The 14512-nt window shown below is 71.5% G+C and carries 15 protein-coding genes; 12 read left to right on the plus strand and 3 right to left on the minus strand.

Translation table 11 applies throughout. The annotated features are described in order from the left end of the window. Window positions 1-46: 46 nt before the first annotated feature. Window positions 47-652, minus strand: coding sequence for a PadR family transcriptional regulator (locus tag OHA91_RS33020; protein ID WP_328740565.1), 606 nt, complete (start codon window positions 650-652; stop codon window positions 47-49). 82 nt (window positions 653-734) lie between these two features. Between OHA91_RS33020 and OHA91_RS33025 the strand changes: the two genes are divergently transcribed. The 7 genes from OHA91_RS33025 (at window position 735) to OHA91_RS33055 (ending at window position 7636) form a co-directional block, all read left to right on the plus strand. Next, a complete protein-coding gene (locus OHA91_RS33025; RefSeq protein WP_328740566.1) occupies window positions 735-1856 on the plus strand; it encodes an LLM class flavin-dependent oxidoreductase in 1122 nt (373 codons plus the stop codon). After that, a complete protein-coding gene (locus OHA91_RS33030; protein WP_328740567.1) occupies window positions 1856-2920 on the plus strand; it encodes an alpha/beta hydrolase in 1065 nt (354 codons plus the stop codon). Before OHA91_RS33025 ends, OHA91_RS33030 begins: the two co-directional genes overlap by 1 nt. 81 nt (window positions 2921-3001) lie before the next feature. Further along, window positions 3002-4408 carry a DUF6421 family protein gene (locus tag OHA91_RS33035; protein WP_031156802.1) on the plus strand — a complete coding sequence of 469 codons (1407 nt, stop codon included), beginning with the start codon at window positions 3002-3004 and terminating at the stop codon, window positions 4406-4408. A 26-nt stretch (window positions 4409-4434) separates the two neighbouring features. Beyond that, on the plus strand, window positions 4435-5196 hold the full coding sequence (locus OHA91_RS33040; protein WP_031156803.1) for an SDR family NAD(P)-dependent oxidoreductase: 762 nt from the start codon (window positions 4435-4437) through the stop codon (window positions 5194-5196). Beyond that, window positions 5193-6254 carry a threonine aldolase family protein gene (locus OHA91_RS33045; protein ID WP_031156804.1) on the plus strand — a complete coding sequence of 354 codons (1062 nt, stop codon included), beginning with the start codon at window positions 5193-5195 and terminating at the stop codon, window positions 6252-6254. Before OHA91_RS33040 ends, OHA91_RS33045 begins: the two co-directional genes overlap by 4 nt. A gap of 89 nt (window positions 6255-6343) precedes the next feature. Next, window positions 6344-6943 carry a transglutaminase-like domain-containing protein gene (locus tag OHA91_RS33050; RefSeq protein ID WP_031156805.1) on the plus strand — a complete coding sequence of 200 codons (600 nt, stop codon included), beginning with the start codon at window positions 6344-6346 and terminating at the stop codon, window positions 6941-6943. A 288-nt stretch (window positions 6944-7231) separates the two neighbouring features. Further along, entirely contained in the window at window positions 7232-7636 is a 405-nt protein-coding gene (locus tag OHA91_RS33055; protein WP_266503694.1) for a hypothetical protein, read from the plus strand. A gap of 55 nt (window positions 7637-7691) precedes the next feature. Here the strand turns inward: OHA91_RS33055 and OHA91_RS33060 are convergent, their stop codons facing one another. Further along, window positions 7692-8414 carry a lysophospholipid acyltransferase family protein gene (locus tag OHA91_RS33060; RefSeq protein ID WP_053632438.1) on the minus strand — a complete coding sequence of 241 codons (723 nt, stop codon included), beginning with the start codon at window positions 8412-8414 and terminating at the stop codon, window positions 7692-7694. Between the two features lie 301 nt (window positions 8415-8715). Between OHA91_RS33060 and OHA91_RS33065 the strand changes: the two genes are divergently transcribed. The 5 genes from OHA91_RS33065 to OHA91_RS33085 all read left to right on the plus strand — a co-directional run bounded on the left by OHA91_RS33065 (window position 8716) and on the right by OHA91_RS33085 (window position 13330). Beyond that, the gene (locus tag OHA91_RS33065) at window positions 8716-9015 is read left to right on the plus strand and encodes a TlpA family protein disulfide reductase (protein WP_266504308.1); all 300 of its coding nucleotides are present in this window, start codon (window positions 8716-8718) and stop codon (window positions 9013-9015) included. 283 nt (window positions 9016-9298) lie between these two features. Next, the gene (locus OHA91_RS33070) at window positions 9299-9838 is read left to right on the plus strand and encodes a flavin reductase family protein (protein ID WP_266503699.1); all 540 of its coding nucleotides are present in this window, start codon (window positions 9299-9301) and stop codon (window positions 9836-9838) included. A gap of 200 nt (window positions 9839-10038) precedes the next feature. Continuing rightward, the gene (locus tag OHA91_RS33075) at window positions 10039-10827 is read left to right on the plus strand and encodes an electron transfer flavoprotein subunit beta/FixA family protein (protein WP_031156814.1); all 789 of its coding nucleotides are present in this window, start codon (window positions 10039-10041) and stop codon (window positions 10825-10827) included. Window positions 10828-10886: 59 nt separating this feature from the next. Further along, window positions 10887-11849, plus strand: a complete 963-nt coding sequence (locus OHA91_RS33080) for an electron transfer flavoprotein subunit alpha/FixB family protein (protein ID WP_031156816.1) — start codon at window positions 10887-10889, stop codon at window positions 11847-11849. 182 nt (window positions 11850-12031) lie between these two features. Continuing rightward, window positions 12032-13330: a DUF6986 family protein gene (locus tag OHA91_RS33085; protein WP_031156818.1), complete on the plus strand. Its 1299-nt coding sequence runs from the start codon at window positions 12032-12034 to the stop codon at window positions 13328-13330. A 90-nt stretch (window positions 13331-13420) separates the two neighbouring features. Here the strand turns inward: OHA91_RS33085 and OHA91_RS33090 are convergent, their stop codons facing one another. Continuing rightward, on the minus strand, window positions 13421-14407 hold the full coding sequence (locus tag OHA91_RS33090; protein WP_245240289.1) for a LacI family DNA-binding transcriptional regulator: 987 nt from the start codon (window positions 14405-14407) through the stop codon (window positions 13421-13423). Between the last annotated feature and the right edge of the window lie 105 nt (window positions 14408-14512).

Here is a 14512-nt window from a genome sequence, read left to right on the forward strand (position 1 = left end):
CGCCAGGGTTGTGCGCCCCCGGGAGGCCTCCCGCGGCCGTGCCGCGTCACCCGGGCGTGGGCGCGTCCCCGCCGGCTTGACGCCCGACCGCCCCGTGCTGCGGGGAGAGTTCCTCCAGGTCGGCCAACAAGGCCTCCCCCAGCTCCAGTTCGGCCAGGTGCTGCCGCTCGCTCCAGCGCAGCGCGAGGCGCGGGAAGGTCCATTCCGGTACATCGGCCGCCTGCGCGACGGCCTCCCGTACGGCGGCCAGTTCGCCCCGGGTGCGCTCCAGGTGCTCGCCTACCATCGCGCGCAGCCGCGCCGGTTCGGCCAGGTGGCCGAGCCAGATCCGCAGCAGCAGCCCGTGCTTGAGCACCGGGGGGCCGGCCTCCGCGGTGTCGGCGGCCCAGCCGGACAGGGCCTCGCGCCCGGCCCCGGTGATGGCGTACCGGCGCTTGGCCCGCGGCTCCTCCGGCCCCGAGCGCGCGGAGGACGCGTACCCGAGTTCCTCCAGACGGCGCAGCTCCGCGTAGATCTGGCTGATGGCCGGCGACCAGTAGAAGAAGCGCAGCGAGGAGTCCGCCCACTTCTTCAGCTCGTAGCCGGTCCGCTCGCCGGGGAAGGACAGCAGGCCGAGAACGGCCCACGCGGTCGCCGGAAGGCCCTGCTTCATCTCTTGCTTCTTCGACGTATGACTACTAGTCATATTCCGAATTGAAGTAGCACCGGGCACGCGAGGCAACCCTGGAGGCACCGTGAAATTCTCCGTGATCTTCGAGGCCCAGCTGGCCGACCCGACGGTGGAGCGGGAGCACCGCCTCATCCGCGACTGCGTCGAGCAGGCCGTCTTCGCCGAACGCATGGGATTCGACCGGATCTGGGCCGTTGAGCACCACTCCTTGAAGTGGTACGCCCACATGAGCGCTCCGGAGGTCTTCCTGACGTGGGTCGCGGCCAGGACGAACACCATACGCATCGGGCACGGCGTGGTGTGCATGCCCTTCAACTTCAACCACCCGGTGCGGGTCGCCGAGCGGGCCGCGATGCTCGACCTGCTCTCCGGCGGCCGCCTCGACCTCGGCGCCGGGCGCGGCGGCACCGAGCAGGAGACCTCGCTGTGCGGCGTGGACAAGGAGCGGACCGCGGCGGAGGTCGAGGAGGCCCTGCGGATCATCGGCCGGGCCTGGCAGGAGGAGGAGCTGGAGTACCACGGCGAACTGATCGACATCGATCCGCACCCCATCCTGCCGCGGCCGCGGCAGACCCCGCACCCGCCGCTGTTCCTGGCGTGCAGCCGCGGCGAGACCCTGGTCCGGGCGGCCGAGCTGGGCATCGGGGCACTGGTGATGGGCTTCGCCGGGCCCGGTTCGATCGCGCAGATGAGGTCCGTCTACGACGCGGCGATCGCCGGGCGGGACGGGAGCCGGTTCGTGTCGACGGCGGTGAACGACCACTTCTCCGTGCTCTGCCCGACCATCGTGCTCGACGACGGCGAACAGGCGCGGCGGATCGGCATCCGGGGCCAGCGCTTCTTCGCCCAGTCCATCGGCCACTGGTACGGCGGCGCCGGCGTCCCGGACGAGGCCGTGGTCGCGGGCGCCGACGAGGCGGGGGAGATGCGCAGGGCCGCCGAGCAGGTGGTGGCGCGGCTGCACGAGCTGGACATCCCGGTCCGGCCGACCTCGACGGCCACCTTCAACGCCGACCACGCCTACGGGACCGCCGACGACGCCATCGCCTACGTGGAACGGCTCCGGGATGCCGGGGCCGACGAGATCATGTGCCTGGTCCAGATGGGCACGGTCGAGCAGGAAGCCTGTATGGAGACCCTGCGCCAGTGGGGCGAGAAGGTCATCCCGCACTTCCGGAGCCGGTGATGGCCGAGCCTCCGGAGCCTGCCGCGACCACCGCCCGGGACCGGGGCCGGCGCGGGCGCAGGGGCCAGGGCCGGGCCCGGGACCGCCTCGACCCGGCCGCCGTGCCCTACGTCGACGCCCTCACCGCCGCGTTCCCCGACCTCGGCCGCGGCGTCACCAGCGCCGACGAGGCCCGGCGGATCCTGGCGGCCGCCGCCCGCCCGCCCGTCGGCCGGCCGCGCGTCGGAGCCACCCGGGACCGGACCGTCCCCGGTCCGCCCGGGGCCCCGCCCGTACCCGTGCGGATCTACCTGCCCGACCCCGAGCGCCGGCCCGGGCCCCGTCCGACCGTCGTCTTCATCCACGGCGGCGGGTGGGTCCTGTGCGACCTGGACACCCACGACACCACCGCCCGCCACCTGTCGCGCGCGGCCGGCGCCGCCGTGGTCTCCGTTGAGTACCGGCGGGCCCCCGAGCACCGCTTCCCGGCGGCGGCGGAGGACGCCCACGCGGCGCTGTGCTGGGCCGGCGACCACCTGGACGAGCTGGGCGGCGATCCGGGCGCTCTGGTCGTGGCCGGGGACAGCTCGGGCGGCAACCTGGCCGCCGCCTCGCTGCTGCTCGCCCGGGAGCGCGGCGGGCCGGCCGTCGCGCTCCAGGCGCTGGTCTATCCCGCGCTGGACGCGGCCCAGGACCGGGCGTCGTACCGGACCGCCGCCGAGGGCTGCTTCCTGACCGCCGCGCACATGCGCTGGTTCTGGGAGCAGTACCTCGGCCCCGGCGGCGACGGCCGGCACCCGCTGGCCTCCCCGCTGCGTGCGGACCTCACCGGTATGCCGCCCGCCCACCTGGTGGTCGCCGGGTGCGATCCGTTGCGGGACGACGGCCGCGCGTACCACCGCCGGCTGGCGCGGGCCGGGATCCGCTCGGTTCTGGACAGTCACCCCGGCATGTTCCACGGCTTCCTGGGGCTGGCCGGGGTACTGCCACAGGCATGTGAAGCCTTGGCGCGACTGGGCGGAGCTATCAGTTCCACCCTGGCGAACGGGAAGACTTTCGGTGAAGCGGGGGGTGACGCAGGATAATTTCCCGAATCGCCTCTTGAGTAGGAGAGCCTCGCGCGCATACGCTGTGCGGACGTGAGGTTCTCCTGTGGAGGAAGTGACATGACGGAAACTCTTGTGCCGGGCGTCGGCGGTGCCGTGATATCCGCTGGGGCGCGGGTGGTAGACCACCCTGCGTGGCCCGAGCTCAAGGCCGCCGTGGAGGAGATCCGCCCCTGGCAGGCCACCGACGGTTCCATCGACTTCGAGGCGGAGGGCGCGCACGCCCGCGCCACCGTCCTGGCCGCGGTCGAGCGCGTGATCGGCGCCGTCGAGGCGCTGTCCCCGCTGCTCCCGCACGCCACCGCGTACCACCGGGCGCTCATCGCCGACCTGCGCAAGTGGGCCGCGGACGACTTCCGCGTGCCGGACTTCCTCGACTCGCTGATGGCCTTCCACCCGGCCGCCGAGCGCGCCGACGGCCTGCAGCACCTCGTCGTCTTCCCGATGTACACGCAGAACGGCAACCCGGACCGCAACCTCGAGGCCGTCGTGCTGAAGATGGTGTGGCCCGAGTGGCTCTCCGAGCTGGAGCGCACCCGCTACGACAACCCGCTCTTCCTCGGCATCACCTTCGAGGACTTCACCCCCGGCTACGACACGCACTCCGCCGTGCTGTTCCCGGAGACCATCGCCGTGCGCGAGGCCCCCGAGCGCTTCACCTGGGGCGGAATCTTCTGCGACCGCGAGGCCGCCCGCTACCGCAAGGTGACCGCGGCCGCCGTCGACATCCTGGGCATCGACCTGCCCGAGGACATCGCGCGCATGGTCGACGACCAGGAGCGCTGCGAGAAGGCCTTCGTCCTGTGGGACATGGTCCACGACCGCACCCACAGCCACGGCGACCTGCCGTTCGACCCCTTCATGATCAAGCAGCGCCAGCCGTTCTGGATGTACGGCCTGGAGGAGCTGCGCTGCGACCTCACCGCCTTCAAGGAGGCCGTGAAGCTGGAGTCCGAGGGCAACGAGCACGGCCGTGACGTGCAGTACGCCGTCCTCTTCGACCGGATGTTCCGCTTCCCGGTCTCCGGCGACCGCAACCGCAACTACGACGGCCTCGGCGGCCAGCTGCTCTTCGCCTACCTCCACAAGCACGACGTCGTGCGCTGGACGGACAACAAGCTGAAGATCGACTGGATGCGTGCCCCGCAGGTCACCAACCAGCTCTGCGCCGAGATCGAGGACCTCTACCGGGCCGGCATCGACCGCCCGAAGCTGGTCCACTGGTTCAAGGCCTACGAGCTCGTCTCGACGTACCTCGCCCCGCACCCGGGTTCCAAGTGGGCCAAGGGCGCCGACGCGCTCGACCTGACGCAGCCGCCGCGCAAGCTCGTCGACGACGTGCTTCCGGACGAGTTTCCGCTCAGCATGTTCTTTGAGGCGCTCGCCAAGAAGCTCAAGGGCACCATCGCCTCGACCAAGGGCATCACCGCTCTGAACGCCGAGCACGCCGAGCGGGTCGCCGCGTGAGCACTCGCCCTCAGGAGGCTGCACAGATGAACGGCTCCGGGAACGGCAACGGAAAGCTGCACGGAGCGGTGGTGGCGGTGGCCGGGGCCGGCGGGCCCGCCGGCCGCGCCGCCCTGCTCCGCCTCGCCGAGGCGGGTGCGGTGGTCGTCGCGTCCGACGCCGATCCGGCGCGGCTCGCGGAAGCCGTGGACGCGGCACGCTACGCCCACGGCGGCGCCACCATCACCGGTGACACCGTGGACCTGCTCGACCTGGACGCCACCAAGGCCTGGGCCGAGCACACCGAGAAGGAGTTCGGGCGGATCGACGGGCTGGTCCACCTCGTCGGCGGCTGGCGCGGCAGCAAGACGTTCACCGACGTCGACCTCGCCGACTGGGCCTTCCTGGAGAAGCTCCTCATCCGCACGGTCCAGCACACCTCGCTGGCCTTCCACGACGGGCTGCTGCGCAGCGACCGCGGGCGCTACGTCCTGGTGAGCCAGTCCGGCGCGCACAAGCCGGTCGCGAACAACGCCGCGTACAACGCGGGCAAGGCGGCCGCCGAGGCCTGGACCCTCGCCATGGCGGACTCCTTCCGCAAGGCGGGGGGTGACGAGGGTCCCGGCGCGGCAGCTGCGATCCTGGTCATCAAGGCACTGGTGCACGACGCGATGCGCGCCGAGCGTCCCAATGCGAAGTTCGCGGGCTTCACCGACGTGAAGGAGCTGGCCGAGGCCATCGCCGGCGTGTGGGAGCGGCCCGCCATCGATGTGAACGGACAGCGTCTGTGGCTCACTCCGCAACCGTGAAGACCGATGCCCGCCGGCACCACGATCCGGCAGTGCGCGGCTTCGCCAGCGACAACTACGCGGGGGTCCATCCGGAGATCCTGGAGGCCCTCGCCCTCGCCAACGAAGGTCACCAGATCTCCTACGGCGAGGACGAGTACACCGAATACCTGCAGAAGATCATCCGCAGCCACTTCGGCCCGTACGCGGAGGCCTTCCCGGTCTTCAACGGCACCGGCGCGAACGTCACCGCCCTCCAGGCGATGACCGACCGCTGGGGCGCCGTGATCTGCGCCAAGAGCGCCCACATCAACGTGGACGAGGGCGGCGCGCCGGAGCGGATGGCCGGGCTCAAGCTGCTCGCCGTGCCCACCCCGGACGGCAAGCTCACGCCCGAGCTGATCGACCAGGAGGCCTGGGGCTTCGAGGACGAGCACCGCGCGATGCCGCAGGTCGTCTCGATCACCCAGAACACCGAGCTCGGCACGGTCTACACGCCGGACGAGATCAAGGCCATCTGCGACCACGCCCACGGGCTCGGCATGAAGGTCCACCTCGACGGCGCCCGGATAGCCAACGCGGCGGCCTCGCTCGACGTGCCGATGCGCACCTTCACGAACACGGTCGGCGTCGACGTGCTGTCCTACGGCGGCACCAAGAACGGCATGATGTTCGGCGAGGCCATCGTCGTGCTCAACCCGGACGCGGTCCGGCAGATGAAGCACATCCGCAAGATGTCGATGCAGCTCGCGTCGAAGATGCGCTTCGTGTCGGTGCAGCTGGAAGCGCTGCTCGCCAAGGACCTGTGGCTGCGCAACGCCCGCCACGCCAACGACATGGCGCAGCGGCTGGCCGCCGGTGTCCGCGAGACCGACGGCGTGGAGATCCTCTACCCGGTGCAGGCGAACGCGGTGTTCGCACGGCTGCCGCACGAGGTGTCGCGGCGCCTGCAGAAGCGTTACCGCTTCTACTTCTGGGACGAGGCCGCGGGCGACGTCCGCTGGATGTGCGGCTTCGACACCCAGGAGGAGGACGTGGACGGCTTCCTCCAGGCCCTCAAGGAGGAGCTCGCCCGCTAGTCGGTCGACCTCCCCACGCAATTGCATAGCTATGCCACCCATCGTAAATCTATTGATCAATGGTGGGTGGCAAGCCTATGCTCCGGACCATGCAGCTGATCCGGCAAAACCCTGACGTCTTCGCGTACTTGGCCTCGGACGAAGCCATAGACCACTGGCATCCCCTCGTGCAGGAAACCGCGGACGCCCTCTGGTCCACCACCGGCGATGCATACTCATACGCCGAAGCGGCATTCGAGTTCGTTCGCGACACCGTCCCGCACTCGGCCGACTCCGGGGACCCGCGGGTCTCCTGGCGCGCCTCCGACGTACTGGACACGCGCAACGGCATCTGCCACGCCAAGTCCCACGCCCTCGTCGCCCTGCTGCGCGCCCAGGGGATCCCGGCCGGGCTGTGCTACCAGCGCCTCGCCGACGACGACGGCTCGAACCCCCTCGTCCACGGACTGATCGCCCTGCGCCTGCCCGGCGGGGACCGCTGGAGCCGGCTCGACCCGCGCGGCAACAAGCCCGGGGTGGACGCGCGGTTCGATCTCGCCGAAGAGCGCCTGGCCTTCCCCGTCCGGCCGGAGCTGGGCGAGGCCGACTACCCCGGGCTGCACGCGGCCCCGCACCCGGCCGTGCTCACGGCCCTCCGCGAATCCGCCGACCGGCAGGAGCTGTGGCGGAGGCTGCCGACCGAGCTCTAGGGGCTGATGGGAAACCTTCTTGTCAGACCTCTTGGTCGGCTTGGCATATGCATGGCTACTTACCTACCTACCGGCTACCGGAACCCCTCGAACCGGAAGGCCCCGTGCGTACCCGTACGCAGGTGCAGGCCGTCCGGCAGCCCCTGGAAGGCCTCGTACGAGCAGAGGGCGGCGAGCGGGTACGCCACGACGGGCTGTCAAGCCACGAGATGCAGGGGCGTGACGGGCGGCGAGGGGCGGGGCGTACTGGAGATGTCCATTCCGCTCTCTCGCCGGAGGAGAACCGCCATGACCCACCCCTTTCGAACGCGCCGCCTGGTCCTGTTCGCGGCCGCGGGCGCCCTGGCCGCCGGAGCCGTGGTGGTGCCGACGACCGCATTCGCCGCCACCCCGGCCGCCCCGCACGCGGTCCTGACGGACGGCGGGAGCGGTGACCGGAGCGGTGACTCCACCCTGCTGTGGACCTCGCCCAGCGGCGACGGCCGCATCAAGATCGGCCCCGATAAGGACCGGTCGGGCAAGGGGAGCGACGGCACGTGGAAGAAGGGTGACAAGTGGGGCAAGAAGCGCCCGGGCAAGGGCGGCTCCGACGACGGGGTGCACGTCCCGAAGGACCCGGAGTGGCAGTGCATCACCGCCCCTTGCGGTCCGCCCCGCACCACCACGGAGGACGGCCGGACCCATCCCGGCTGAGCCGTGGCTCCGCTCCCCTTCGGGGGCGGAGCCGCACCATGCTGCGGGGAGGGGCTCAGCCCGCTTCGCGCACCTGGGCCGCGGTCGGCGCCGTACCGCCCAGGTGGGCCGGCAGCCACCAGGAGTCCTCGGCGCCCCGCGGCTTCTCCGGGTAGGCGCGCTGGGCCGCGTCCAGCAGCTCCTGCACACGCTCGCGCAGCCGCCGCGTGATCGCCCCGGCGTACTGGTCGGTGGGAGCCTCGATCGGCTCGCCCACCCGCATCGTCACGGGGATGTGGCTGCGCTTGAGGTTCTTCGGACGGCCCTTGGTCCACAGCCGCTGCGTGCCCCACAGCGCCACCGGGATCAGCGGGACGCCGGCCTCCTGCGCCATGCGGGCCGCACCCGACTTGAAGCTCTTCAGGGTGAAGGACTGGGAGATCGTCGCCTCGGGGAAGACACCGATGATCTCACCGGAACGCAGCGACTCCAGCGCGTGCTGGTACGCCGTCTCACCCTGCTTGCGGTCCACCGGGATGTGCTTCATCGCGCGCATCAGCGGGCCGGACACCTTGTGCCGGAACACCGACTCCTTCGCCATGAAGCGCACCAGGCGCTTCTGCGGCCGCGCCGTCAGGCCGGCGAAGATGAAGTCGAGGTATCCGATGTGGTTCGACACCAGGACCGCACCGCCCTTGCGGGGGATGTTCTCGGTGCCCTTCATGTCGATGCGGATGTCGAGCGCGCGGAACAGCCCGTGCGCGGCGCCGATCACCGGAGGGTAGACGAGCTCAGCCATGGGGAGACCCGCTTTCTGCCTGGGGAGGTGCTCCCGGCCGGAAGTTACGGAAGCGTAGGTACGCGACCATTGGGGATGGTGCCCCAAACGAGGGCCGCTGGCCAGTCCAGACGCCCGTGCCCGGGGAGATTCTCGTCACGCCGGGAATGCCGTGGGCCCGCCGGGTGTCCCATCCACGTACGAGCGTACGACGATCATGTGCGTAGACGAAGGCGATGGTGTGACGGGAGTGCGGGTGCTCGGGCGGGAAGACGGGCGGGACGACGGGTTCGACGACCGGACCGGCGGCGGGCCGGCGCGCCTGGGCGCCGCGGAGCTGGGTGCGGAGCCGGGGCGCCGGGCCAGCCTGGTGCAGTTCTCCAGCGCCTTCTGCCAGCCCTGCCGGGCCACGCGGCGGATCCTCGCCGAGGTCGCGGCGATGGTCGAGGGCGTCGCGCACGTCGAGATCGACGCCGAGGAGCGGCTCGACCTGGTGCGGGCCCTGGGGATCGAGAAGACCCCGACCGTGCTCGTACTGGACGCCACGGGCCGCATCGTGCGGCGGGCGGCCGGCATGCCGCGCAAGGTCGACGTGATAGCCGCGCTCGGCGCCGCCGTATGACGAGGGGTGCGACCGAAGGCGGGGGCGGGCCCGGGTCCGGGGGACCGGACGCGCCGGTGCTTACGCCCGCACACCGCGTGACGCGCCTGACATCTGCCCGATCCCGCTTGACTGGGTCCACGGGAGATCGCCAGGCTGACGGTATGCGGTATGAACTCCTGCTCTACGGACGGTTCCATGTGGACCTCGTCCGCCACGCGAGCGCGCGCTGTCCGGATCACTGAACGCCCCGTCCCTGATCCCGACTGTGCCCGCGTGTCCTGCGGCAGAAGGCAGAACCCTGATGAGTGCTCCGACGGCCCCGACGGTCCCGACGGCCGCTTCCCCTCTTTCCGGTGCCGGCCGTCCCGGCTCGCCCGACCTCCTGCGCTCCGTCTTCCGGCAGCACGCCGCCGGGGTCGCCGTGATCACCGCCCAGGACGGCGGCCGGCCGGTGGGCTTCACCGCCACCTCGCTGAACTCCGTCTCCGCCGATCCGCCGCTGCTGTCCTTCACGATCGGCACCGGGGCCTCCAGCTGGCCCGCGGTGCGCGACAGCGAGTTCCTCGGCGTCCACATACTCGGCGAGCACCAGCGGGAGCTGGCCGGCCTGTTCGCGCGGAGCGGAGCCGACCGTTTCGGGCCGGACACCGGCTGGGCCGTCGGCCCGCACGGGATTCCGGTGCTGGACGGCGTACTGGCGTGGCTGGTCTGCCGGGTGGTGGCGAGGGTGCCCGCCGGGGAGCACCGTGTGATCATCGCCCAGGCGGTCGTGGGGGATCCGGCCGGAGAAGGCCGTCCGCTGCTGTACCACCAGGGGCGCTTCAACGCGCTGCGCGACTGAATCGTCCCTGCTGGGGCGGGCCGGGCCGCGTTGGGCAGATCACAGTTCGCCGACCTTGCGACTTGGTGGGACCCACGGTGTACTGACGAGTAACATTCCCTTCGGGGCGCGGGCCGCCCCGATCGGGATCCGCCCGACAAGGCGCCTATGCTGCCTGCATAAGGCGGTACACGAAAAGACGATGCGGTAGGAGAGCCGGCGTGAGCCTGAGGATCGTTGTCTGTGTGAAGTACGTGCCCGACGCCACTGGCGACCGGCAGTTCACCGAGGACTTGACCGTCAACCGTGACGACGTCGACGGCCTGCTGTCGGAGCTCGACGAGTACGCCGTCGAGCAGGCGCTGCAGATCTCCGAGAACTCGGACGACGACGTCGAGATCACCGTTCTGACGGTGGGCCCCGAGGACGCCAAGGACGCGCTGCGCAAGGCGCTGTCGATGGGCGCCGACAAGGCCATCCACGTCGAGGACGACGACCTGCACGGCACGGACGTCATGGGCACCTCGCTGGTGCTCGCCAAGGCCATCGAGAAGGCCGGCTACGACCTGGTCATCACGGGCATGGCGTCGACCGACGGCACCATGGGCGTCCTCCCGGCGATCCTGGCCGAGCGCCTGGGCGTCCCGCAGGCCACCCTGCTCTCCGAGGTCAAGGTCGAGGACGGCACCGTGACCGGCCGCCGTGACGGCGACACCGCCAGCGAGCAGCTGGCGGCCTCCCTCCCCGCGCTCGTCTCGGTGACGGACCAGTCGGGCGAGGCCCGCTACCCGTCCTTCAAGGGCATCATGGCCGCGAAGAAGAAGCCGGTCGAGTCCTGGGACCTGGAGGACCTGGAGATCGAGGCCGACGAGGTCGGTCTGGAAGGCTCCTGGACCGCGGTCGACTCCGCGGCGCAGCGCCCGGCCCGCACTGCCGGCACGATCGTCAAGGACGAGGGCGAGGGCGGCAAGCAGCTGGCCGAGTTCCTGGCCGGCCAGAAGTTCATCTAAGAACTTCGGCCACCCCTCAGTAGCCCCCAGACACTTCGCAATCGCAGGAGAGCAGTCCCATGGCTGAAGTTCTCGTCTACGTCGACCACGTGGACGGCGCCGTCCGCAAGCCCACCCTCGAGCTGCTGACGCTGGCCCGCCGCATCGGCGAGCCCGTCGCCGTCGCCCTGGGCGCCGGTGCCGACGCCACCGCCGCGGTGCTCGCCGAGCACGGCGCGGTCAAGGTCCTCACTGCCGACGCCCCCGAGTTCACCGAGTACCTCGTGGTGCCGAAGGTGGACGCGCTCCAGGCCGCGTACGAGGCCGTGTCCCCGGCCGCCGTGCTCGTCCCGTCCTCCGCCGAGGGCAAGGAGATCGCCGCCCGCCTGGCCGTGCGCATCGGCTCCGGCATCATCACCGACGCCGTCGACCTGGAGGCGGGTGACGAGGGTCCGGTCGCGACGCAGTCGGCCTTCGCCGCGTCGTTCACCACCAAGTCCCGCGTCTCCAAGGGCACCCCGGTCATCACCGTGAAGCCGAACTCGGCCCCGGTCGAGGCCGCTCCGGCCGCCGGCGCCGTCGAGGCGCTGGCCGTCACCTTCGGCGCCCTGGCCACCGGCACCAAGGTCACCGGCCGCACCCCGCGCGAGTCGACCGGCCGTCCCGAGCTGACCGAGGCCGCGATCGTCGTCTCCGGCGGCCGTGGCGTCAACGGTGCCGAGAACTTCGGCATCATCGAGGAGCTCGCGGACTCCCTCGGCGCGGCCGTCGGCGCCTCGCGCGCCGCCGTCGACGCCGGCTGGTACCCGCACACCAACCAGGTCGGCCAGACCGGCAAGTCGGTCTCCCCGCAGCTCTACATCGCCTCCGGCATCTCCGGCGCGATCCAGCACCGGGCCGGCATGCAGACCTCGAAGACCATCGTGGCCATCAACAAGGACTCCGAGGCCCCGATCTTCGACCTCGTCGACTACGGCGTGGTCGGCGACCTCTTCGCGGTCGTCCCGCAGCTGACCGAGGAGATCAAGGCGCGCAAGGGCTGACCGCCTGACCTGCGCTTCTCTTCGTAGCATTGCTTCTTCGGGGCCGTGTGGTGATTCTCACCGCGCGGCCCCGAGTCGTTTGCCCGGGACGGCCGAGGGACCATTGACGGAGCGGAACCCCGTGACTAAATTCTGCTATGCGGATCTAAGCTTCCGTGAAGCGGAAAAGAGGAGAGTGCACGATGGGTCAGCAGGAGAAGGTGGCGACGAGCCTCGCAGGCGCGGTCAGCGAGGGCATCAGCGCCTCCCTCGCGCCGGTGGACGCGGAGCTCGCGCGCCACTACCCGGGCGACCCCGGCACCCGGCAGCCCATCCACACGGTCTACGTGCCCGGTGACGTCTTCGCCGCCGACACCATCCGCTCCTGGGGCGACCAGGCCCTGGCCGCGCTCGACGAGCACGCCCCGGACGCCGCCACCTTCGCCAAGGTCCTCGGCATCTCCGACGAGCTGGCCGTACCGGTCTACGACCGCGTCCGGGCCAAGCTCCGGCGCGAGCCCGTCGAGGACCTCCGCGTCGACTTCGAGGACGGCTTCGGCGTCCGCTCCGACGAGGAGGAGGACCAGGCCGCGGCCCGCGCCGCCCGCCTCGTCTCGGAAGCCTTCTCCAACGGCACCAACGCGCCGTACATGGGCATCCGCATGAAGTGCATGGAATCCAACGTCCGCGACCGCGGCATCCGCACCACCGACATCTTCCTCTCCGGTCTGCTGGAGCACGGCGGCCTGCCCGAGGGCCTGGTCCTGACGCTCCCGAAGGTCACCTACGCCGAGCAGGTCAGCGCCTTCGTCAAGCTGCTGGAGGCCTTCGAGACCACCCGCGGCCTGCGCCCGGGCCGGATCGGCTTCGAGATCCAGATCGAGACCAGCCAGTCCATCCTGGCCTCCGACGGCACCGCCACCGTCGCCCGGATGATCGAGGCCTCCAAGGGCCGCGCGACCGGCCTGCACTACGGCACCTTCGACTACAGCGCCTGCGTCGGCGTCTCCGCCGCGTACCAGGCCAGCGACCACCCCGCCGCCGACCACGCGAAGGCGATCATGCAGGTCGCGGCCGCCGGCACCGGCGTACGCGTCTCGGACGGCTCCACCAATGTGCTGCCGATCGGCACCACCGAGAAGGTCCACGAGGGCTGGAAGCTCCACTACGGCCTGACCCGCCGCGCCCTGGCCCGCGCCTACTACCAGGGCTGGGACATGCACCCGGCGCACCTGCCGACCCGTTACGCCGCCGTCTTCACCTTCTACCGCGAGGGTCTGGAGGCCGCCGCCGCACGCCTGAAGGCGTACGTGGCCAAGATCGAGGGCGACGTGATGGACGAGCCCGCGACCGCCAAGGCCCTGGCCGGCTACCTGGTCCGCGGCCTCGACTGCGGCGCGGTGGGCGCCGACGAGGTCACCGCCCTGACCGGCCTGACCCGCGCCGAACTCGACGCCTTCGCCATCCCGCGCCGCTCGGCCACCCTGACGGCCACCGCCTGACCCGATCGCACGGCGGCGGCCCGACCCCGTTCCACCGGGGCCGGGCCGCCGCCGTGTCGGTGCCCGGACGGCGCGGGCCCATCCGGTGGGTCAGCCCGTCGGCGGGAGTTCGCCCGAGCCGCGGGGGATGAGGCGGGTGGGGAGTTCGGTGCGGGTCGGGGGGAGGTTGGTGCCCGACAGGCGTTGGAAGAGGCGGTCCGTGGCCACCCGGCCCAGTGCCGCCGGGTCCTGGGCGACCACCGTGACGCCCGGGCGCAGCAGGTCCGCCAGCTCGAAGTCGTCGAAGCCCACCAGGGCCACCGGGCGTTCCAGGGAGGCCAGGACGCGTACCACCGTGACCGTCACGCGGTTGTTGCCGGCGAAGACGGCGGTCACCGGCTCCGGGCCCGCGAGCATCGACCGTGCCGCCGCCGCGACCCGGCCGGGCTCCGTCGAGCCGAGCGAGACCCAGGATCCGGCCACGGGGAGGCCCGCCTCCGCCATGGCCGCGCGGTAGCCGCGCAGACGTTCCGTCGCCGTGTGGATGCGGGGGTGGTCCCCGATGAAGCCGACCCGGCGGTGGCCGCCCGCGATCAGGTGCGCGACACCGCCGCGGGCCCCGCCGAAGTTGTCCGACAACACCACGTCGGCGTCGATCCCGCCGGCCGGCCGGTCCACGAACACCGTGGCCACGCCCGCCCGCATCTCCGGCTCCAGGTAGCGGTGGTCGTTCCCGGCCGGGATCACGATCAGGCCGTCCACCCGGCGGGCGCACAGCGCGAGCGCCAACTCCCGCTCCCGGTCCGGGTCCTGCGCGCTGGAGCCGTTGATGAGCAGGGCCCCGTGCGCGCGGGCCACCTCCTCCACCGCCCGGTTCAGCGGACCGTAGAAGGGGTCGGCGAGGTCCTCCAGGACCAGGCCGACGGTGGCCGTACGGCCCTTGCGCAGCACCCGCGCGCTGTCGTTGCGGCGGAAACCCAGGGCCTCGATGGCCTCCTGGACCCGCTTCTCCGTCTCGGGGGTGACACCCGGCTCGCCGTTGACCACCCGGGACACCGTCTTCAGGCCGACCCCCGCCCGGGCCGCCACGTCCTTCATGGTCGGCCGGTTGCCGTAGCGGGGGTCGGACGGGCGGTGGTTGTGGGGCACGGTCGTGAATCCTCCCTAGTACTCGGGCGAGCGTGCGGGCTCGTGACCTTGAGG

This window comes from Streptomyces erythrochromogenes, assembly GCF_036170895.1.
Lineage (GTDB): Bacteria > Actinomycetota > Actinomycetes > Streptomycetales > Streptomycetaceae > Streptomyces > Streptomyces erythrochromogenes.

Bases quoted from the DNA above. Each gene is read 5' to 3' on its own strand.
- OHA91_RS33020 (WP_328740565.1), bottom strand. From the start codon at position 652: ATGAAGCAGGGCCTTCCGGCGACCGCGTGGGCCGTTCTCGGCCTGCTG.
- OHA91_RS33035 (WP_031156802.1), top strand. From the start codon at position 3,002: ATGACGGAAACTCTTGTGCCGGGCGTCGGCGGTGCCGTGATATCCGCT.
- OHA91_RS33030 (WP_328740567.1), top strand. From the start codon at position 1,856: ATGGCCGAGCCTCCGGAGCCTGCCGCGACCACCGCCCGGGACCGGGGC.
- OHA91_RS33055 (WP_266503694.1), top strand. From the start codon at position 7,232: ATGACCCACCCCTTTCGAACGCGCCGCCTGGTCCTGTTCGCGGCCGCG.
- OHA91_RS33050 (WP_031156805.1), top strand. From the start codon at position 6,344: ATGCAGCTGATCCGGCAAAACCCTGACGTCTTCGCGTACTTGGCCTCG.
- OHA91_RS33040 (WP_031156803.1), top strand. From the start codon at position 4,435: ATGAACGGCTCCGGGAACGGCAACGGAAAGCTGCACGGAGCGGTGGTG.
- OHA91_RS33085 (WP_031156818.1), top strand. From the start codon at position 12,032: ATGGGTCAGCAGGAGAAGGTGGCGACGAGCCTCGCAGGCGCGGTCAGC.
- OHA91_RS33060 (WP_053632438.1), bottom strand. From the start codon at position 8,414: ATGGCTGAGCTCGTCTACCCTCCGGTGATCGGCGCCGCGCACGGGCTG.
- OHA91_RS33080 (WP_031156816.1), top strand. From the start codon at position 10,887: ATGGCTGAAGTTCTCGTCTACGTCGACCACGTGGACGGCGCCGTCCGC.
- OHA91_RS33070 (WP_266503699.1), top strand. From the start codon at position 9,299: ATGAGTGCTCCGACGGCCCCGACGGTCCCGACGGCCGCTTCCCCTCTT.
- OHA91_RS33090 (WP_245240289.1), bottom strand. From the start codon at position 14,407: ATGAAGGACGTGGCGGCCCGGGCGGGGGTCGGCCTGAAGACGGTGTCC.